This is a genomic window from Psychrobacter sp. PAMC 21119, assembly GCF_000247495.1.
Taxonomy (GTDB): Bacteria; Pseudomonadota; Gammaproteobacteria; order Pseudomonadales; family Moraxellaceae; genus Psychrobacter; species Psychrobacter glaciei.
In genome coordinates this window covers 90,319-110,973 of sequence record NZ_AHVZ01000020.1, presented here as the reverse complement: position 1 = coordinate 110,973, position 20,655 = coordinate 90,319, and the positions used below count along the sequence as shown (strand labels likewise).

14 protein-coding genes, 1 tRNA gene and 1 pseudogene are annotated in these 20,655 nt (G+C 43.5%); 8 read left to right on the top strand and 8 right to left on the bottom strand.

Annotation, left to right across the window (positions count from 1 at the left end; genetic code table 11):
- The first annotated feature begins 165 nt into the window (after positions 1–165).
- The 4 genes from RH96_RS08350 (at position 166) to RH96_RS08335 (ending at position 4,846) form a co-directional block, all read left to right on the top strand.
- On the top strand, positions 166–2,490 hold the full coding sequence (locus RH96_RS08350) for an NADP-dependent malic enzyme (protein ID WP_010199748.1): 2,325 nt from the start codon (positions 166–168) through the stop codon (positions 2,488–2,490).
- 153 nt (positions 2,491–2,643) lie between these two features.
- A complete protein-coding gene (locus tag RH96_RS08345) occupies positions 2,644–3,846 on the top strand; it encodes a tRNA nucleotidyltransferase (RefSeq protein WP_010199747.1) in 1,203 nt (400 codons plus the stop codon).
- A 33-nt stretch (positions 3,847–3,879) separates the two neighbouring features.
- The gene (locus RH96_RS08340; protein WP_010199746.1) at positions 3,880–4,686 is read left to right on the top strand and encodes a pteridine reductase; all 807 of its coding nucleotides are present in this window, start codon (positions 3,880–3,882) and stop codon (positions 4,684–4,686) included.
- A gap of 83 nt (positions 4,687–4,769) precedes the next feature.
- Positions 4,770–4,846: transfer RNA gene (locus RH96_RS08335), tRNA-Ile, on the top strand.
- Between the two features lie 160 nt (positions 4,847–5,006).
- Here the strand turns inward: RH96_RS08335 and RH96_RS08330 are convergent.
- Entirely contained in the window at positions 5,007–6,689 is a 1,683-nt protein-coding gene (locus tag RH96_RS08330) for an NAD-dependent malic enzyme (protein ID WP_010199744.1), read from the bottom strand.
- Positions 6,690–6,849: 160 nt separating this feature from the next.
- On the opposite strand from RH96_RS08330, the pseudogene RH96_RS15210 reads away from it, so the two are divergent.
- Positions 6,850–7,115, top strand: a pseudogene (locus RH96_RS15210) (IS3 family transposase); the annotation flags it as partial.
- 266 nt (positions 7,116–7,381) lie between these two features.
- Here RH96_RS15210 and RH96_RS08320 read toward each other — a convergent pair.
- The 6 genes from RH96_RS08320 to RH96_RS08295 form a co-directional block, all read right to left on the bottom strand.
- On the bottom strand, positions 7,382–8,413 hold the full coding sequence (locus RH96_RS08320; protein WP_010199740.1) for a hypothetical protein: 1,032 nt from the start codon (positions 8,411–8,413) through the stop codon (positions 7,382–7,384).
- 195 nt (positions 8,414–8,608) lie between these two features.
- Positions 8,609–9,079, bottom strand: coding sequence for an acyl-CoA thioesterase (locus RH96_RS08315; protein ID WP_010199738.1), 471 nt, complete (start codon positions 9,077–9,079; stop codon positions 8,609–8,611).
- Between the two features lie 122 nt (positions 9,080–9,201).
- The gene (locus RH96_RS08310) at positions 9,202–10,923 is read right to left on the bottom strand and encodes a long-chain-fatty-acid--CoA ligase (RefSeq protein ID WP_010199736.1); all 1,722 of its coding nucleotides are present in this window, start codon (positions 10,921–10,923) and stop codon (positions 9,202–9,204) included.
- A gap of 119 nt (positions 10,924–11,042) precedes the next feature.
- Entirely contained in the window at positions 11,043–12,245 is a 1,203-nt protein-coding gene (locus RH96_RS08305; protein ID WP_010199728.1) for a 3-oxoadipyl-CoA thiolase, read from the bottom strand.
- Between the two features lie 209 nt (positions 12,246–12,454).
- A complete protein-coding gene (locus tag RH96_RS08300) occupies positions 12,455–14,068 on the bottom strand; it encodes a 3-hydroxyacyl-CoA dehydrogenase (RefSeq protein ID WP_010199725.1) in 1,614 nt (537 codons plus the stop codon).
- Positions 14,069–14,211: 143 nt separating this feature from the next.
- Complete coding sequence (locus tag RH96_RS08295; RefSeq protein WP_010199723.1) at positions 14,212–14,988, bottom strand: enoyl-CoA hydratase; 777 nt, start codon at positions 14,986–14,988, stop codon at positions 14,212–14,214.
- A gap of 315 nt (positions 14,989–15,303) precedes the next feature.
- Between RH96_RS08295 and RH96_RS08290 the strand changes: the two genes are divergently transcribed.
- The 3 genes from RH96_RS08290 (at position 15,304) to RH96_RS08280 (ending at position 18,915) form a co-directional block, all read left to right on the top strand.
- Positions 15,304–16,458 carry an acyl-CoA dehydrogenase family protein gene (locus RH96_RS08290; protein WP_010199721.1) on the top strand — a complete coding sequence of 385 codons (1,155 nt, stop codon included), beginning with the start codon at positions 15,304–15,306 and terminating at the stop codon, positions 16,456–16,458.
- A gap of 147 nt (positions 16,459–16,605) precedes the next feature.
- On the top strand, positions 16,606–17,871 hold the full coding sequence (locus RH96_RS08285) for an MFS transporter (protein WP_010199719.1): 1,266 nt from the start codon (positions 16,606–16,608) through the stop codon (positions 17,869–17,871).
- Between the two features lie 198 nt (positions 17,872–18,069).
- Positions 18,070–18,915: an IclR family transcriptional regulator gene (locus tag RH96_RS08280; RefSeq protein WP_010199717.1), complete on the top strand. Its 846-nt coding sequence runs from the start codon at positions 18,070–18,072 to the stop codon at positions 18,913–18,915.
- Between the two features lie 152 nt (positions 18,916–19,067).
- Here RH96_RS08280 and RH96_RS08275 read toward each other — a convergent pair whose 3' ends face one another.
- Positions 19,068–20,579, bottom strand: a complete 1,512-nt coding sequence (locus tag RH96_RS08275) for an aldehyde dehydrogenase family protein (RefSeq protein ID WP_010199715.1) — start codon at positions 20,577–20,579, stop codon at positions 19,068–19,070.
- Positions 20,580–20,655 lie beyond the last annotated feature (76 nt).

Below are 20,655 nucleotides of genomic sequence, written 5' to 3'. Positions count from 1 at the left end.
TTTCGCTGCAATCTAAGCGCCAATCATTACCTTTTTATCGATCATTACCTTTTTTAGTGTAACTGTGCCCTCTTCTTATCATATCTCATGGTTTTTTGAGGGTTCGGCGTTAGTTTTTTATCACCATTTAATCTATTCCAATTTATTCCAACCATGGCAATTATTATGAATGACGATATCACTTTGAATACGGATAACCCTAATACGGAAAAAGAGCAGTTTGAACAAGCTGCCCTCCATTACCATGAGTTTCCAAGACCAGGTAAAATCTCAGTTACCCCTACCAAGCAATTGGCCAACCAACGCGATCTAGCACTTGCCTACTCTCCAGGTGTTGCTGTACCGTGTCTTGAAATTCAAAGAGATCCAGCGTTAGCAGCCAAATATACAGCGCGTAGCAACTTGGTCGGTGTCATCACCAATGGTACTGCCGTACTAGGTTTAGGTAATATCGGCCCGTTGGCATCAAAACCAGTGATGGAAGGTAAAGGGGTTCTGTTCAAAAAGTTTGCGGGTATTGATGTTTTTGATATTGAAATTGCCCAAAACGATCCAGACAAATTCATTGAAGCCGTCGCTTCTCTTGAGCCAACATTTGGCGGTATCAATCTAGAAGATATCAAAGCACCAGAATGTTTCAAAATCGAACGTGAATTGCGTAAGCGCATGAACATTCCCGTATTCCATGACGATCAACATGGCACCTCAATCATTGTTGCCGCTGCCATGCTAAACGCTCTGTTGATTACTGGCAAAAAAATTGAAGAGATTAAAATTGTTTGTTCAGGCGCGGGCGCAGCAGCCATTTCTTGCTTAGATATCATTTGCGCCCTTGGTGTTAATAAGAACAACATTATTGTTTCAGATTCACGCGGTATTATCAGTACTAGCCGTGAAAACCTTGACGAAACCAAACAGCGCTATGCTCGTGATATCACGGCCACTGCTATTGAAGAAGTCATGGATAATGTTGATATGTTCCTAGGCCTATCAATGCCAGGTACACTATCAGAAGATATGGTACGCCGTATGGCAAAAGACCCTATTGTCTTTGCACTTGCCAACCCAACACCTGAAATCATGCCAGAATTGGCTCATGCGGTACGTCCAGACGTCATCATGGCAACTGGTCGTTCAGACTATCCAAACCAAGTAAACAATGCGCTATGCTTCCCGTATATCTTCCGCGGTGCATTGGATGTTGGCGCAACGACCGTCAATGAAGAGATGAAAGTCGCCTGCGTAAAAGCAATCGCTGCAATGGCACATGTTGAAGCTACTCCAACTACCAGCGCTAGAAACATCGAAAAGATGCAGAGTTTTGGTCGTGACTACTTAATCCCAGGCCCTCTAGAGCCAAATCTAATCATTGAGATTGCCTCTGCTGTCGCCAAAGCAGCAATGGATTCAGGCGTTGCCACACTACCTATCGATGACATGCAAGCATATCGTCAGCGTCTGTCTGAGTTTGTTTATAACTCAGCGTTTGTGATGAAGCCAATCTTTGCTCGTGCCAAAGCTGATCCAAAACGTATTGTGTATTGTGAAGGTGAAGACAACAATATCTTGCTCGCTGTGCAAGTCGTCGTGGATGAGAAGCTAGCACAACCTATCTTGGTTGGTCGCCCTTCAGTTATTGAAACCAATATCAAAAAACTGGGCCTACGTCTAAAAGATGGCGAGAATATTACCATCGTCAACGTTGATGACGATCCTCGCTACAAAGACTACTGGCAGGGCTACTACGAGAAGAACAAACGCCGCGGTGTAAGCATTGAGCTTGCTCGTCGTGATGTTCGCCGTAAGACGACTCTGATTGGTTCTTTGCTAGTCGAAAATTGTGCGGCAGATGGCATGGTATGTGGTACATTTGGCCATTATCAATTGCATCTAAAATACGTTGAAAGCGTCATTGGTAAAAAAGAAGGTATGAACGACTTTTATGCGATGAATGCCGTATTGATGCAAGATCGTAATATCTTTATCGCTGATACCTATATCCACGAAGATCCAACGGCTGAACAGTTGGCTGAAATGACGGTCTTGGCAACTGATCAGTTACGTCGTTTTGGTATCACGCCACGTGTCGCGCTAGTTTCTCATGCTAACTTTGGTGCTTCAAATCGTGCCAGCGCTGTCAAAATGCGTAAGGTTCATGAGCTACTAACCAATATGAATGTCGACTTTGAATTCGAAGGCGAAATGCAAGGTGACGCCGCGCTGAATGAGCATATCCGTCTAAACGACATGCCATCAAGCCCGTTAAAAGGTGCAGCGAACTTGCTCATCTTACCAACACTTGATGCATCAAACATCGCTTTCAACCTGCTTAAAACCGCAACTGGCAGTGCTTCTATCGGCCCTATCCTATTAGGTACCAATAAGCCGGTGCATATTTTGACGCCATCAGCGACAGCACGTGGTATCGTCAACATGACTGCACTGACTGTTACTGAAGCTCAGGATTTAGAAAACGAAGCTCAGCGATAGTATGAGTGTGTTATTAACACCATCACTGTAATTTATTTATGGAGATGGTCTGCTATACTAAAACCAGTCAGTGCTTTATTAAAAGCGCTGACTGGTTTTTTTTGTCAATCACCCTTTCACTAGTGTCAATTAAGTCAATAAATAGGAACTATTATGCAAGTTTATCTCGTCGGCGGCGCAGTACGTGATCGATTGCTAGATCGTCCTATTAAAGACAAAGACTTCGTTGTCGTTGGCGCTACTGTAGCAGAGATGATTGCTGCTGGATTTCAACAAGTCGGCGCAGATTTCCCTGTGTTTTTGCATCCTACCAGTCATGAAGAGTATGCGCTAGCACGTACCGAACGCAAGCAAGGACGAGGCTATCAGGGCTTTAGTGTCCATGCCAGCCCTGAAGTGACGCTGTTGGAAGATTTGCAACGACGCGACTTAACCGTCAATGCCATGGCAATCGAAGTCACGAGCCTCACTGACGACACTCCTATCAGTGGCGAAGTAGTCGATTATTATGGTGGACTGAGTGACATAAAAAGCAAAACCCTACGCCATGTCTCCAGCGCTTTTAACGAAGACCCATTACGAGTGCTTAGAACGGCGCGCTTTTATGGGCGTTATTATGACTTAGGCTTTACGATTGCTGATGAGACCTTGGCATTAATGCGCCAGTTGGTCAGCTCGGGCGAACTGTCACATTTGAGTAGTGAGCGCATTTGGCAAGAATCGAGCCGCGCAATGATGCAGGTCTCTCCTCAGGTATACTGGCAGCAGCTGTTCGAAATAGATGCTTTAACAGAATACTTTGCGCCCTTACATCAAACGTGGAGCGCTAATGGTCACATACGAGAGACGGTACAGACCGCGCTGTATTTCGCGGGTCAAATGCAATTGAACTTATCACAACGCTGGGCGTTATTACTGTCCAGTCTTAATCCAGCGTTATTTGGTTTAACACCCAGTGAAACGATGCCTGCCACAAAAGCTATTACTGAAATAGGCAACGCCGCTAAAGTACCAAAAGCTCAAACTCAGTTTGCGACTTTATTCGTGCAGCAAGGCGAAAAATTAAAACGTATAAATGAGCTTAGCGCGAGTGAAAAAATAGACCTTATCCAATCCTGTAGCGCCCATAAAGAGCCTGATAAGCTCTCGCAACTGCTAGTGACCAGCCACGTGTTACAGCTCGCCTCTCAGCACCGTGAGATGATGCTATCCTTAGGCAGCTTCCATGCTATCGGTGTCAAAGATATCGAGTCAGACCTTAAAGGTCCAGCGATTGGTGCCGCATTGCGACAAGCCAGAATTGAACACTTACAAGCGCACGATATGTCTTTAATACCCTCTGAAAAGATGGCTTAAAAATCACTCTCAAATGTCTACTAAAACTTAACTATGAATCAAAAAATTAACACCTCTCTAGCAGAAAATACCGTTGCACCAGTGATGCTGGTGACTGGCAGCGCCAGGCGTATTGGTGCCGCTATTATTCGTGCCGCACACTATCAAGGCTACCGTGTCATTATCCATTGTCATCATAGTGAGCAAGAAGCCAATGCCCTAGCCGATGAGCTCAATGAAAATCGAGCCGATAGTGCCGTGGTAATCGTCGCTGATTTGGCAATCGTTAATGACAGCTCGGCTCTTAGCCAGTTTATTGAAAATATCATAGGAAGTTTTGGTCAGCTCGATGTGCTAGTACATAATGCTTCACGGTTTTATCCGAGTGCGCTTGGTAGTATCGAAAAAGCACAATGGGACGAATTGTTTTTGACCAATGCAAAAGCGCCCTTACTATTAAGCCAAGCATTATATCCGTATCTGAAAGTACGGCAAGGTTGCATCATTAGCCTACTCGATATCCATGCGCATAATAAGCCATTCAGCACTTATACCGTCTACAATATGGCAAAGGCTGCACATCGGATGATGGTACAATCTCTCGCACTCGATATGGCACCTGATGTGCGCGTCAATGGTGTTGCCCCTGGGGTAAATATTTTACCTGAGACTGATAGCGACCAAGCGCTTGATAATGAGCAACAACACAGCATTATCGACTCTATTCCTATGCAAAGAATAGGCAAACCAGCTGACATTGCCCATTGCGTGCTCTATTTGGCTGGCGCAAGTTATGTGACTGGCGAGATTATCGCGGTTGATGGCGGGCGTAGTTTGACGTTGGATGGTGGCAGTTATTAACAAGTCATCAAATACTCTGCACTACTTGTTAACTTTTACTTGAAAAATTCAAAAAATAAGGTATCATTGTCCGTCTAGCGTTAGGGCCCATAGCTCAGTTGGTTAGAGCAGAGGACTCATAATCCTTTGGTCGTAGGTTCAAGTCCTACTGGGCCCACCAAATCTATAGTGCAAAAAGAAATCAGGCTTGTTCGCAGCGATGCGGCAAGCCTTTTTTTATGGGTTTTGAACGATATAATATGTTCATGACACCATATAATAGAAAAGCCAAATGCTACCTCTAAGGGTAACATTTGGCTTTTTGTGTGGACTTTATAAAATTAGAAAGAGGTACGGCGATAGTTACGGTATGTCGGTAACCAAAAATTGGCTTTTAGTTGACGCTCTAAATTCTCTGCAGTGACAGGTAGTGCCAATTTATCTTCAATCGCTTGTTGTGCGACTGCATAGGCTATTTTTTCACTGATCTCTCTGATAACTCTAATTGGCGGTAATATAGCGCCTGGTGCCTTTTCGTGTTCCATAGATATATCTGCAAGTGCTTGGCTTGCAGCCATCAACATATTATCGCTGATGCCCGTTGCACGTGCGGCTAAAACACCCAAACCAATACCGGGGAAAATATAGCTGTTATTACACTGCGACACTTCAAAAGTTTGACCCTCATAAGTGGTATGAGGAAAAGGACTGCCGGTTGCAATAATTGCCTTACCCTTACTCCAATTAGTCACTTCTTGCGGCGTTGCTTCAACACGAGACGTTGGGTTTGAAAGTGGTAATACAATCGGATGTTCCGTATTAGCACATAGCGTTTCGATCACCTCTTGGGTGAACAAACCTTTTTGTCCACTGACGCCGAATAATACGGTTATTTTTGCTTGCTTCACCACTTGCGCTAAACCGAGTTTCTTACTTCTATCCCAGCTTGCAATAGCCGATTCTTTTTGTACTAACGGCTCTTGGAATTTTTGTAGCTCTGTCATGCCATCAGTAAGCAAGCCATAACGGTCAACCATAAATACTTGGCTGCGAGCCTGCTCTTCAGTCAATCCTTCACGCTGCATTTGGCGAATAATATGCTCAGCAATACCGCAACCAGCAGATCCTGCGCCTAAAAACGCAATATTCTGTTGGCTAAGCTTTTGACCTTTATTCAAGCACGCTGCAATCAAGGTACCGACTGAAACAGCAGCAGTGCCCTGAATGTCATCATTAAAGCAGCATAATTGGTCACGATATTTATTCAATAATGGTGTCGCATTCTCTTGGGCAAAATCTTCAAATTGTAACAATGCCTCAGGCCAACGACGTTTAACGGCTTGAATAAATAAATCTACAAACTCATTATATTCATCACCCGAGATGCGTGGATTTCTCCAACCCATGTACATAGGGTCGTCAAGCAACTGCTGATTATTGGTGCCCACATCTAATAAGATCGGTAGGCAATAAGCGGGGCTAATACCACCACAAGCCGTATATAACGACAATTTACCAATAGGAATACCCATACCGCCAATGCCTTGATCGCCTAGGCCTAATATACGTTCACCATCAGTGACAACGATTACCTTCACGTTTTGTTTGGTGGCATTTTGCAGCATGTCATCGATTTTATGACGCTCAGGATAAGAGACAAACAAACCACGTTTGCGGCGATAAATCTGAGAGAATTTTTCACATGCTTGGCCAACGGTTGGGGTATATATGAGCGGCATGACTTCTTCAATATGCTGCTCAATCAAATGATGAAATAAAGTTTCATTAGTATCTTGAATATTACGCAGATAAATATGCTTATCCATATCATTAGTGAATGAACGCAGTTGATGATAAGCGCGTAATGATTGCTCTTCAATCGTCTCAATGTTATGAGGCAGTAGGCCTGTTAAATTAAAGCTATCGCGCTCTTCTGATGAAAAAGCGCTACCCTTATTTAGTAAAGGGGTTTCTAATAATGCAGGGCCTGCAAAGGGAATATATAACGGACGTTTGGTTTGCATAATAAAATCTTCTTGTTAGAGGCGTATGAGTGAAAAAATTAATGGGTTAAATATTTTACTTATTCATTAAATTCACAGTCATTATTTACATTTATTGAGCGATGCTGAAAAAATCATGGCAGTAAACTTGGTCAACCAACCACTCGACGATAAGTGTATCATGACCAAGAAAATACAGAGCGATAATACGGAATTCAAAGTAGAATCGGTCAAAAGATAGCAGATAATAATGCTAATTCGATTGCAACTGCTCAGCAATTAGGAAAAGCGATGCAAAAGCTACCCAATTGGCAGAACAAAACCAATCAAGGCAAGCTTGTCGCCACAGAATCCTATTATACTGGAGTTGTGGCAGCTCTTGAAGGAATCAAGCAACTCAAACGCCAATTAAAAATAGCTGAAGAAGAACGAGAGATATTAAATAAAGAAGGATGAAGCGAGGCACCGCTTTGTCTCTACATAAGATGAAAGCTGTGCTCGCATTGGAATTCAGAAGGGTTTGGGCTTTAAAGCACCAAGGCAGATGTGGTTTGCTTGTTATCTCTCAATATATACAGTCAAAATACCCCAAAAACGCTACAATACTGCTGATATCAATTTTTTGTAGCCTCTGTCTGCACAGGCACAGCAAACAAGTAATATTGATATCATCAGTGCGTGATGTATCAATATTACTTTTCACTGACTATAATTTAGAAGTTATATTTGGCCATTATTTCAACTTGCTGACCTTTTTTTACCTGTGAAAGCGTTTTGTCGCTACGATCTCTCCACTCAATACCAATATCTAGATCTGGTAGATACTCATAGACAAGGTTGATACTTTTTACATTTACAGAAGTATCCGCCTCATCATCCACCATAATTTTACCATAGCGTATGTTGCTCATCAGTTTCTCTGTGAACTTGTGCCTGTAACCGACCGTGTAGCCCGTTTGCGAGACAAGCTTACCGTCTTCCGCATCGCAATCTAAATCGCCCGTCGTGCCAAGGGCTCTTCCCACACAGACGGTAGAATAGACACCCATTCCTTTACCGTTATACACGCTCGCATGTAGCGAGTCATTGCCCAGTTTTAGTTTACCTGCCAAAGAGACACCGACGCCTACATCCGAATCGTCTCCATTTTTGGTCTCACGCGCAGTGACCGCCACGTTATAGCTAAGATCAGATATATTATTTTTGTAGCTAACAACCATATCAGGCAGATTGGCTTCATCATAAACAGGGTCTTGAGCGGTAAAACGAAATTCTTTATGAGTATAGTGCACCGTCAAATCTGGACGAATATCAGCGCCACCACCAGAGATGGTGCCCAATCCCGTGCCCCGAAAGTCAAGCTGATCAGTCAAAAGTGGATAGACCGCTAAGAACTGACCATTCCACGTCTTACCGACGGTCAAATCATCGACCTGAACATAAGCATGGCGGAGCCGCAAGTCTGAACCACCATTTGCGGCATTACCATAAAAGTCGCCTTCAATAAAACCCGTTAGCTTTTTGTCCTCTACGTTCTTCGTGGTTTTAACATTAATCCGAGATTGTCGTCCACTTCCTTTGAACTCAGACTCCCCTTCATCGGGAGAATAAAATATGCCTTCCGCTTTAACATAACCACCGATGCTTAAAGTGGTATCTCCATTGGTGACAAGGTCTATCGCTTGTGCCTGTACGCATGCTCCAAGAACAGCCAAACCAAAAGACAACTTTTTGATATAAAGCATAACCTACACATTCCTTGTGTTGTTTTAAAATCCAGTTAAATTAATTGAAATCCCTTTAAATCTCTACTGCTACCGTGCTTTTAATACCATAACTATCAGCGCCACCTTTTTGTGTAAAACCCATGCAGCCTAATTTAGGGCGTGTCATCAATTAGCACATGGATACATTTAGTGGTCTTAAAATGATGACACGCCCTAGTTAAAACTTTCAAAAGCAGTAATCGCGGCTTTTTTGGTGTCATCGATGTTTTTCTTTTTTCCACTGGTTTTATCAAGATATACCAGCACGGACTCACCCTTAGCAACGATGGTATTTAACACCGTACTATAATAGGTATATTCATGAATCAAGCTGGCATTGCCAATTTTCTTAACTCGAACTCCAATCCATAAGGTATCGGGGTGAGTCACGGGTTTGAAGTATTGACAGGATGATGCTGCCATGACGGAAAAAGTATTTTCATTAAATAGATTCAATTGACTGTTATAGTAAATTCGAGCGTTTTGGGCATAAGTGTAATAGACCACATTATTGACGTGACCAAAAGCATCCATATCGCCCCACGCTACTTGTTGAGAGTAGATAACCGCGAAGCCATGCATGGGATGGTTTTTGTCTTTATCCAGCACCTCTTGGATTTCTGGTAATATAGCTAAAGCTTTCATAGTTTTCTCGTCTCGTCATGCCAGCGAACGTACATGTTATTGACACATACGTTAAAATTATCAGTCAGCTCAAATGATTTTTCTGCAATTATTTTTTGCAGTCATCGATAGAATTTTTTGGATTAAATGAGTTTTTCTGCGCACATCATCCGCATTCTTTTCTTATCGAGCTTACCCACACTGGTTCTTGGCATTTCTGCTAAAAACTTGATTTCGCTTGGCACGCCATACTTTGGTAAATGGCCTTTTTCCACCGCTTGATGACCTAAGGCTAAAATATCATCCGCTTTGGTATCGATATATTCAGGTTTTAAAACCACTAACGCTAAAGGACATTCGCCCCATCTTTCATGTGGCACGCCAATGACGGCAACATCAGCGACGCTGGGATGGAAGGATAAAATAGTTTCGACCTCAAGCGAAGATACCCACTCACCACCAGACTTAATCACATCCTTAAGCCGATCCGTAATGCTTAGCGTGCCGTCAGAGGTAATACAAGCAATATCTTGGGTATGCATCCAGCCACCACGCCATAACTCATTGCCAGCATCTGGGTTTTTAAAATAACTCTGGGTCAGCCAAGGCGCTCGAATCACAAGCTCCCCTGTCGATTCACCATCCATTGGTAGAGCTTTGCCGTTTTCATCCCAAATTTCCATTGAGACGAGCATAATTGGTGAGCCAGACAAACAACGATAATTGAGCTGATCCTTCATTTCCATCGAGTCCGTTTTATCATCGAACACCGCTCTCGATAACACGGGACAAGACTCTGACATCCCAAATCCCGACATAAACTCGATGCCACTTTCAATGGCTGCTTTGGCCAACCCTTCATTCAACTTTGAACCACCGAGTAACAACTTCAGACCCTCAAACTTACGTCCTCGTGCTGCCATCTCTTTTAATAGCATCTGCAAAATTGCTGGAACGCCATGTGAAAGCGTGACTTTGTGCTGCTCGATTAAGTCCACTAACGTGGGAGCTAGATAGCGCCCCGGATACACTTGCTTAAGCCCTATCATGGTTGCCCCATACGGCCAGCACCAAGCATGCACATGGAATAACGGTGTCATTGGCATGTAGACATCATTGTAGCGCGCGCCTTGACCTTCGGCATTTAGCGCGGATGCTAACGTACTTGCCAACGTCTGCAATACAATCTGTCGATGGGTAAAGAAAACCCCCTTTGGATCGCCCGTCGTGCCACTGGTATAAAATGTGGTGGCGATGGTGTTTTCATCGAAATCTAGAAAATCAAACACATCACTAGCCGCAGCTAGCATAGCTTCATACTCACCTTCGACATAATCTGGCATGCTAGCTTGCTCTGTTTTTGTATCGTTCTTTGTATCGTCTTCGCCATACTCAGCATCATCAAAGCCAGTATCATCGAGCCAAACAATTTTCTCGATAGAAGGGGCTTCATGACGATAATTTTTTGCCATTGGCTCAAATTCGGCATTTAGTAACAAGGCTTTTGGTTTGGCGTGGTTGATGGTATACAGGACTTTATCTTCAGCTAGGCGTACATTGACCGTTTGCAAAATCATGCCAGACATCGGCACGGCAAAATACGCTTCAAGGTAACGATGACTGTCCCAATCCATAACGGCCACCACATCACCTGCTTGCAAACCCATGTTTTTCAGTACGTTTGCCAAGCGATTAACGCGCTTAAAAAATTCAGCATACGTATAAGTGACCTTATCGGCATAACTAATGGTTTGATCCGTAGAAGCAATTTTTGCACGGTTTAGCAGCTGCTTGATAATCAAAGGAAAACCATACGCTTCTTGAGCTTGTTGGTAGTCCTCATGTTGGTTAAGTATAGAAGTCATTATTGTCGTCCTTGATAATAAAATAGTATGGCGAGGGCATAGAGTTGATTCAATTTAAAAGAAGGGCAAGGCAAGCGAAGTTAACGCTGTCACTCTTTTATAGTGGATTGACGAAAGAATTAAACTCGTTCTATTACCATGGCAAGCCCCTGCCCAATGCCAATGCACAAGCTGACCACTGCGTATTTTTCGCCCGTGCGCTGTAGCTCTCGTGCCGTACTTAATGCAAGTCTTGCACCTGATGCACCAAGCGGGTGTCCGACGGCAATCGCACCGCCATTGGGGTTAACGCGCTTGTCATCAAAGTCAATTTCTAGACCTTTTAGACAGCCTAGTACTTGTGAGGCAAATGCTTCATTAATCTCAATGATGGACATATCATCAAGGGTCAAATCAGCACGTTTCAATGCCAGTTTGATGGCCTCAACAGGTCCTACGCCCATAATATTTGGCTCTACGCCCATGGCGCCAGATGAGAGAATTTTGGCAATAGGCTTAAAGCCCAACTTTTCTTCTGCCTGCTTTGAGCCAATAATCAACGCAGCTGCGCCATCATTAATACCTGACGCATTACCTGCTGTGACCACACCTTCACTATTTAAAGGTTTAAGTTTTTGCAGTGCTTCCACAGTAGATGTGGCGCGAGGATGCTCATCTTCTGTTATCGCCTTTTCTGGTAATTTTCTACCTTGCGACACCATAATTGGCGTTATTTCATCGCCAAAGAACCCCGCTTGTTTGGCGGTTTGATATTTAGCTTGCGAGGCTGCTGCAAATTTATCCGCCTCTTCACGAGTAATTCCATATTTGCGAGCGACGTTATCGCCTGTTTGCGGCATGCTGTCGCTGCCAAATTCTTTAGTCAAAAGAGGATTCGGGAAACGGCTGCCAATGGTCGTATCAAATACTTTAAATTCACGACTAAAAGGCGTTTCGGTCTTAGCAAAAACAAAGGGCGCGCGGGTCATTGACTCAACGCCACCTGCTAAAAATATATCCCCCTCATGACAAGTGATACTACGAGCGGCATCAATGACAGTAGATAACCCTGAGGCACATAAACGGTTAACGGTTTGACCGGGAGTTGTGACATCTAATCCTGCTAGCAATGCGGCATTACGAGCGATGTTGCGTGAGTCCTCACCGGCCTGATTGGTGTTACCGATCAGTACTTCATCAAAAATATCGTTAGGCAGTTGGTGCTTTTCAATCAAAGCTTTCATTACTGTCGCAATCATGTCATCAGGACGTACGGTGGCTAGTGCGCCTCCATGGCGACCAAAAGGGCTTCTTAATCCGTCATAAATATAAGCGTCTAACATAACTGTTCCTTGTCGTGTTTTGAGAATTTGTCTGATTAAAATGTAGGGTTTATAGTGAATTCTAAATAAAAGAGTTACGATTGTTTAATCGTACTACTGGTATAAATTTTTCTTGCTTGCTGTGTCTACGCAGACAGAGGCTGCAAAAAATTCATCCCAGTAGCACTTTATACATAAAGTAAGCTGACCATAGAAAGATTGCCATGCTATTAGCATGAGAAATTACTCTGCTGAGTAAATAATGAGATACCTAGGGTGGCGCGGCGTTGTAACCATGGGCTTGGGCGATAACGTGGATCACCTGTTAACGCGTAAATACGATCCAAGATAAGTAAGATACGCTGGGTACCAAGCTCATCTCCCCATGAGATAGGACCATACGGATAACCCAATCCAAGCTTGACGGCATTGTCGATATCTTTTGGTGTGGCAATACCTTGCATCGCAATATCGCAACCTAAATTAATGACCATAGCAACGACTCGCTGCGCCACAAAACCAGTGCTTTCAGTAATCAGCGTGGCATCGACAGCCATATTTGAGCCCTCATCCGAGCTTTTACCGAGCTTATTATTTCTCCCAAATAGGGCATAAGCTTGCGCCACAAAATTATCCTCTGTAACGATACTTGGCATGAGAGTACGATGCTTGGATAAGTCAGTCAGCATATCAATGGCGACCGCTTGTTTAGGATTCACCTGATAGCGAATAGCCGCATTGGTGGTATCTTCGCCATAAATTGCCAGTAATATTAAACTGTCAGAATTTGGCTGATCATTATCGTCGATAGTAATATTGCCAGCGTTTAGATGATCAATCAGCTGTTGTTTATCTTCTGCTAAATCTGCGCCAATCCAAACTGAGAGGTTTGAGGTATCAGCATCAGCCCCTTTTTGAGAAAATTTAGCTTTAGAACTTGATGCTTCAAACAATGACGGTTCAGACGTATCTGCTGTCACTTTTTGACCGTTTGTGTACTGGTAAAATCCTTCGCCAACTTTTCGACCAAGCTTGTTACCCGTTAGCATTTGACGGGTCAAGGGATGCGGCCGATAGCGCGGCTCGAAGTAATATTGATTATAAATCGACTCCATCACTGGATGAGAGACATCGATACCAGTGAGATCAAGCAGCTCGAATGGCCCCATGCGAAAGCCAGCGCCTTCACGTAAAATACGGTCGATGTCCTCGAAACTTGCAACGCCCTCACCTAATATTTTCAACGCTTCTGTACCAAAAGCTCTGCCGCCATGATTGACGATAAACCCTGGGGTATCTTTTGCCACTACCCCTAAATGTCCCATACGTTTGGCTAGAGTTGTAAGCGTTTCTACTACTGAAGGTTTGGTAGAGATACCCGGAATCACTTCAACAACTTTCATTAAGGGTACTGGATTAAAAAAGTGAAATCCTGCCACGCGCTCTGGATGCTCGCAATCGGAGGCTATCGCCGTCACCGCTAGCGATGAAGTGTTGGTGGCCAAAATCGTCTCGGCAGGGACAATGCTTTCTAACTGTTTAAAAAGCTGTTTTTTTATGTCTAAATTTTCAATGATTGCTTCAATAACGACATCAACATCGGCAATTTTGGCTATATCTTCAATCACGGTTAGATTCGATAAAGTAGACTGTAGCTGCTCATCAGTAAACTTACCTTTAGCCGCTAGCTTCTGTAACATAGCTTGAAGCGATTGACGTCCCTGCTCAGCAGCGCCTGCTTTGGCATCAAATAACAGCACTTGAATGCCTGCTTGGGCGGCGATTTGGGCAATACCCATACCCATAATACCGGTGCCAATAATGGCCAATGATTTAACAGTCATAATAATCCTTTATATGGTCTTGTTAATTTATATGCTCTTATTGAATAGTCTCGTTTTCAAAGTATATGTGCTGTTTTTTTCTATGCTTTGAGAAATTTACGCTTTGAGAAGTCTATGTTTCGAAAAGTCTATGCTTTGACAAGCTACTGACCTTTATAGTTCGCGTCACGCTTTTCTAAAAAAGCTTTCGCGCCTTCTTTTTGATCTTCGGTATCAAATAAAATCTGAAAGGCTTTACGCTCCAAAGCTAAGGCAGCTTGTAGCGGCATATCCACCCCAAGATTGGCGACTTCTTTAATTTGGGTTAAAGCAATAGGCGAATAACCTGCGAGTTGTTCAGCAATCTCGATGGCGCGATTAATAGTCGCCTCATCTTCGACCACTTCAGAGACCAACCCCATTTGATCCGCTGCCTCAGCACTTATCATGTCGCCTGTTAGTATCAGCTTCATGGCTTTATGTTTGCCAATCACGCGAAACAAACGCTGTGTGCCCCCTGCGCCGGGCATCAGTCCGATTTTTATTTCTGGTTGTCCAAACTTAGCAGACTTGCCAGCGACGATGATGTCGGCATGCATAGCAAGCTCACAGCCACCGCCAAGCGCATAGCCATTTACCGCTGCGATAATCGGCTTACGACAATTGGTGATGGCATCCCAATAACGCTCGCTGTGGCGTAAATACACATCGACTGTTTTGGTAGTTAGGAAATCATTGATGTCAGCACCGGCCGCAAACACCTTATCACCACCCGTCAGCACGATAGCTTTGGTCTTTGGGTCATCGTTTAATTTGATGAAAATTTCTGCCATTTTTTCGCGTAATTCAGTGTTTAAAGCATTGCGAACCTTGGGACGATTGAGTGTTATCAGGCTCACGCCATTGTCTAACGTTTCACAAATGATGATTTGCTCTTCCATGATGCTGTCCTTTAAGTAATGTCTTTAGGTAAACCGCCACCCTTAAAACAGACTAATAATTATGATTATTAATACCGCATAGCGATATTCAGTACCAATATATACTGTTTATTTTCTTTTGTGAAGAGTAAAAGCCAGTTAAATTGATAAATAGATAGATCATTAATACCTTACTTCTTTTATAAATACCGCATTGCGGTTTTTTAAACCAAAAGTATTGTAATCCAATAAATTATCGATTATGCTGTTTATTCAAATTAATTATGAAGCCCTCATCAATCAATATTAGACGTCATCTAAACAAGGAAGAATCACATGATTAGAGATAAGGAAGTACTCGACCATATCGTCCAAACCATTCGTCAATTTGTGAATAACCAACTGATCCCAAAAGAAGACTGGGTGGCAGAAAATGACCGTCTGCCAGAAGATATCATCAGTCAAATGCGTGAGTTGGGTCTATTTGGACTGACCATTCCCGAGGAGTACGGCGGGCTTGGCGTTACGATGGAAGAAGAGGTCACATTGGCATTTGAATTAGGGCGCACCTCACCTGCTTTTCGCTCATTAATAGGCACTAATAACGGTATTGGTTCCTCTGGCCTTGTCATCGATGGTACTGAAGCGCAAAAACAAAAATATCTACCAAGGCTCGCCAGTGGTGAAATCATCGGCTCATTTTGTTTGACCGAACCTGAGTCAGGCTCCGATGCGGCATCGCTGCGAACCACTGCAATCAAAGACGGCGATACTTACGTACTCAACGGCACCAAGCGTTATATCACCAATGCCCCTCAAGCCGGTATCTTTACTGTGATGGCACGCACTGACCCTGAAAACAAAAGGTCTGGTGGTATTTCAGCATTCATCGTTGAAAGCGATACTCCTGGTATTACGCTTGGTAAAATCGACAAAAAAATGGGCCAAAAAGGCGCGCATACCTGTGATGTAATTTTTGACAATTGCGTCGTGCCTGCTGATGCGTTGATCGGCGGTGTAGAAGGCGTAGGTTTTAAAACCGCCATGAAAGTATTGGATAAAGGACGCTTACATATCGCTGCAGCGAGTACAGGCGCAGCCACTCGCATGTTAGATGACGCGCTACGCTATGCCGTCGAGCGTAAACAGTTTGGTCAACCCATTGCCAATTTTCAGCTGATTCAAGCGATGCTTGCTGATTCAAAGGCAGAGATTTATGCGGCAAAATCCATGGTATTAGATGCTTCACGCCTGCGCGATGACGGCAAAGATGTCGTTACCGAGTCGTCATGTGCCAAGATGTTTGCCACCGAAATGTGTGGCCGTGTTGCTGATAGAGCTGTACAAATTCATGGTGGCGCTGGTTATATTGCCGATTATGGCATTGAACGTTTTTATCGTGATGTGCGCTTATATCGTTTGTATGAAGGCACGACCCAAATCCAGCAGATCATCATTGCCCGCAATATGATTAAAGAAGTTAGTGAGTAGTTGTCATTTATTTGAGTGCTATTTGTTTGAATAGTAAAAGATATTTACATTATTAAAACGTATCGAGGTATTTGCTAGGACGCAGATACCTGACTTATGTCGCTATTACTACAAAATTTCTTTCTCACAACAATAAGGATATAAATTGTGAAGAGTGCCGCTATAACGTCAAATTCAAGCTCAGATTCTACCCAAAAGCAACCTTGGAAATTGGCCTTCTTTTTTTGTTTTCTAGTACTGTTATGTGATGGGGCTGATATTGGGATTCTCGCCTTTACGCTGTCAAGTCTCAAGCTAGAGTTTGGATTGACCAACATACAAGCTGGCGCTTTGGGCAGTTGGTCATTATTTGGCATGGCCATCGGTGGATTTTTCGGTGGTTGGGCTTGTGATCGTTTTGGCCGAGTACGTGTTATCGTGATTGCAACAGCGCTCTTCTCCGTGCTATCTGGTTTTAGTGGCTTTGTGCAGAGCTATGAGCAGTTTATAGCATTACGGTTCACCGCGTGTTTGGGTCTGGGCAGTTTATATATTGCGACTAACACTCTGATGTCTGAAATGGTACCTACCAAACATCGAACGACGGTACTCGCAGCATTGATGACAGGTTTTACCTTAGGGTCTTTAGTGATCACGAGCATTTCAGCTTGGATTATTCCCGTCTATGGCTGGCGCACCTTATATCTCTTAACGTTCCTACCTATTATTCTCTCGATATCGATGTATTTTCTTATCCCTGAACCACAGTCTTGGAAAGAGGCTCGTGCCCTCAAACTTAGCGGCGCGAAAAACTCACTCACAAAACCTGAAAACCCTTATAAAGCCATATTTGAAAACCCCAAACATCGCATTATGTTCATTTTATGGTCGATGAGTTCAGGGCTATTACTATTTGGCTATTTTGGCGTAAGCAACTGGCTACCGTCTTATCTAGAAACTGAACTGGGTATCAAGTTTAAGGAGATGGCACTATATATGGCAGGTACTTACTTGACGATGATGTTTGCTAAAGTCGTGGCAGGTTTAGTGGCTGATAGAATTGGTCGCAAAATAGTATTTGCCTTCGGTACTATGGGCACAGCGCTATTCATTCCAGTGTTGGTCTATATGCATACCCCAGAAAACATCGGTTGGTTGATGATAACCTTTGGTTTCTTATATGGCATCCCTTATGCTATTAATGCCACCTACTTGACGGAAAGCTTTCCTACCGCTATTCGAGGTACGGCTATTGGCGGTGCATTCAATATCGGACGACTAGGCTCAGTTATTGCGCCGGTTGCCATTGGTTATATGGCCATGCAAAACTCTATCGGCGCAGGTTTGTTGCTTATGGCAGGCGCGTATTTCTTATGTGGCCTTATTCCAACGTTGTTCATCAAAGAACAGCAATATGATCCACAAAAGGCGTGATACTATTAAATACCTATATACCGCATAGCGAAATCCTTTATATTTATAATAGCTATGTTAATAGTTTCAATGTACATTAATAGAGTGTTATTAAAAGCAACAAACTACTATCAGCGTACAACTATTGGCTTGCAAGGTACTAAAAGTAGTGAATTTTATGCTATTTAAATTAACGTAATTGAGAGCAATAAATCTTATATGACAACTAATATCCTTGATGATGAAGACTCTAATAAATCAACACACATTGAGCTGTTAGAGCCGATTAGTGACATGAGAGATAAAAACGATAGGCAGTTTATTACCGCTTTGGCACGCGGCTTAGAGCTGCTACGTTGTTTTACCCCGCAGCGTCCCTATTTGGGTAATCAAGACTTGAGTCAATTGACTGGGCTGCCTAAAGGGACGATCACGCGACTGACTTATACTTTAGTCAAGTTAGGATATCTAAAGCAATCGACCAACAGTAGTAAATATCAGCTTTCTGCCGGTGTGTTAGGGTTTGGCTATACGATGATGGCGAATATCTCTATCAACAATTTAGTCACCCCGTATATGGAAGAACTGGCAGATTATGCCAATAGTGCGGTCGCTATGGCAACCCGTGACCGCCTGAGGATGGTATATCTAAACGTCGTGCAAGGGTCTGGTACTACGACCATGCGACGTAATGTCGGCTCATACCTCCCCATTCATTTGAGCTCGATGGGACGCGCATGCTTAGCCAGTATGCCCGCTGCTGAGCAAGAATTTATCCTTGATGCCATTCGCAGTAAGTATAAAGATGATTGGCTAAAGATTAGACGCGGACTGGATAAAGCCTTTAGAGATTATGACGACTATGGGTATTGCTTCTCGATTAGTGAATGGCAAAAAGACGTCAACGCTGTCGCTACCGCCATCATGCATCCGACTGAGGGCTTACTGACTTTTAATTGCGGCGCACCCAGTTTTGTTCTTAGCCGTACTAAACTAGAAGAAGACATTGCCCCTCGGTTGCTTCATATGAAGAATAATATCGAAAGTAATATTTACATCAGCTAAAGTGGATGACCCATTAACGTGGCAAAAATTGAAAACTCAATCGTACTATTGTCGTTCATTATCTAAAGTTAATCGTTTTTGAAACCCCTTTAAATTTTAAAATTTAAAGGGGTTTTTATTTGATAGTTGAGAAAATCGAAATTTAGACATATTTAGTCAGATAACAATACATGCTTGCTCTTTTGGTAAGCGGACAGACCGCCCCCACCTAACTCACGGCCGATGCCGCTTTGCTTAAAGCCGCCCCACCCTGACTCAGGCAGCACGATTTGTTGTTCGTTGATCCAAATATGACCCGCTTCAATCTGTAATGCCATCGCCAATGCGACCTTTTCATCAGTACTGACAATGGTTGCCGCCAACGCATATTTGCTGTCGTTGGCCAAACTAATGGCTTCTGCATCGTCTTTGAAGGTTTTGCTAACCAATACTGGTCCGAACACTTCTTCGAGCCACAATTGGCTGGTTACAGGGACATCGATATAAACAGTGGGCGCGGCAAAATATCCTTGCCTAGCTAATATTTCTCCACCAGTCAGGCAAGTAAGGTTTTCGGCAGTCGCAATATCACAGTATTTTTTTACTTGCTTAAGCTGCTGCTCGCTGACCATTGGACCCATCTGAGTGCCTGTATCAAAACCATCACCAACTTGCAGGCTTGCGGTTTTCACTTTCAACGCTTCAAATAAAGTCGGTGCGATATCTTGATGAACAAGCAATCTAGAGGTCGCTGAACATATTTGACCAGCATTGGTAAATACACCGCCAATGATAAGGTCACAAGCGTAGTCGATATCGGCATCCGCGCGCACCACAATGGCAGACTTGCCACCAAGCTCAAGACTGATGTCTTTGATGCTCTTTGCCGCTTGGGTCATTACCTTTTCACCCACCACATTACTACCCGTAAAAGAGACTTTATCAATCAGCGGATGACTGGTCATGGCAGCACCAACTTCGGCAGCACCGGGCAAAATATTAACCACGCCTTTTGGCAGATCGATACTAGACAATATATTGCCCAGCATCAATTCTGGCAATAAGGTTACCTCAGAAGGCTTTAATACCACTGTACAGCCTGCTGCTAGCGCTGGCGCCAACTTCCAAGAGGTCGTCACCATTGGAAAGTTCCAAGGTACAATCAATGCACACACGCCAACGGGCGCAAAAGTCTTTAGCAGACGAATGCCTGATTCATTCGTGGGTACTTCCGACCACGTTTCTTGATCTGTTATCAGATTGGCATAATAGCGATAACAAGCGATGGCGTCACCGACGTCTATTTTTGCTTCCTCAACGGGCTTACCATTGTTTAAAACAGACAATCCCACTAACTTATCAAATTGCTGCTCCATAGCGTCAGCAATCGCATGCAAATAATGCGCACGCACGCTTACTGGGGTTTGCGACCAATTTTCATAGGCAGCAGAGGCAGCATTGACCGCTGTTTCTACATGGGCACTGGTACATAAGCGCGTCGTTGCTAACACCTCACCAGTGTTTGGGTCATATAGATTCTGCGTATCAGTGTCTTCGCTATCAACCGATGATGCTTCGATGGCAGTCCATTTACCATTGATATAGGCCGCATTTAATACCACTTCATTTTGCATTGTCTCTTTTGCAATTTGTCTGGTTATATCAGTAGCATTTGTCGTTTCCATGATGGTATGTCCTCTCTCATTGTTTATTCATATCGTATTTACTGATAATGATTACGGGTGATTGACACTACTGCCT

What these genes read in the sequence shown, in the direction of transcription:
- RH96_RS08345 (WP_010199747.1), top strand. Translation starts at nt 2,644, where the DNA reads ATGCAAGTTTATCTCGTCGGCGGCGCAGTACGTGATCGATTGCTAGAT.
- RH96_RS08275 (WP_010199715.1), bottom strand. Translation starts at nt 20,579, where the DNA reads ATGGAAACGACAAATGCTACTGATATAACCAGACAAATTGCAAAAGAG.
- RH96_RS08320 (WP_010199740.1), bottom strand. Translation starts at nt 8,413, where the DNA reads ATGCTTTATATCAAAAAGTTGTCTTTTGGTTTGGCTGTTCTTGGAGCA.
- RH96_RS08350 (WP_010199748.1), top strand. Translation starts at nt 166, where the DNA reads ATGAATGACGATATCACTTTGAATACGGATAACCCTAATACGGAAAAA.
- RH96_RS08305 (WP_010199728.1), bottom strand. Translation starts at nt 12,245, where the DNA reads ATGTTAGACGCTTATATTTATGACGGATTAAGAAGCCCTTTTGGTCGC.
- RH96_RS08280 (WP_010199717.1), top strand. Translation starts at nt 18,070, where the DNA reads ATGACAACTAATATCCTTGATGATGAAGACTCTAATAAATCAACACAC.
- RH96_RS08300 (WP_010199725.1), bottom strand. Translation starts at nt 14,068, where the DNA reads ATGACTGTTAAATCATTGGCCATTATTGGCACCGGTATTATGGGTATG.
- RH96_RS08310 (WP_010199736.1), bottom strand. Translation starts at nt 10,923, where the DNA reads ATGACTTCTATACTTAACCAACATGAGGACTACCAACAAGCTCAAGAA.
- RH96_RS08295 (WP_010199723.1), bottom strand. Translation starts at nt 14,988, where the DNA reads ATGGAAGAGCAAATCATCATTTGTGAAACGTTAGACAATGGCGTGAGC.
- RH96_RS08290 (WP_010199721.1), top strand. Translation starts at nt 15,304, where the DNA reads ATGATTAGAGATAAGGAAGTACTCGACCATATCGTCCAAACCATTCGT.
- RH96_RS08330 (WP_010199744.1), bottom strand. Translation starts at nt 6,689, where the DNA reads ATGCAAACCAAACGTCCGTTATATATTCCCTTTGCAGGCCCTGCATTA.
- RH96_RS08315 (WP_010199738.1), bottom strand. Translation starts at nt 9,079, where the DNA reads ATGAAAGCTTTAGCTATATTACCAGAAATCCAAGAGGTGCTGGATAAA.
- RH96_RS08340 (WP_010199746.1), top strand. Translation starts at nt 3,880, where the DNA reads ATGAATCAAAAAATTAACACCTCTCTAGCAGAAAATACCGTTGCACCA.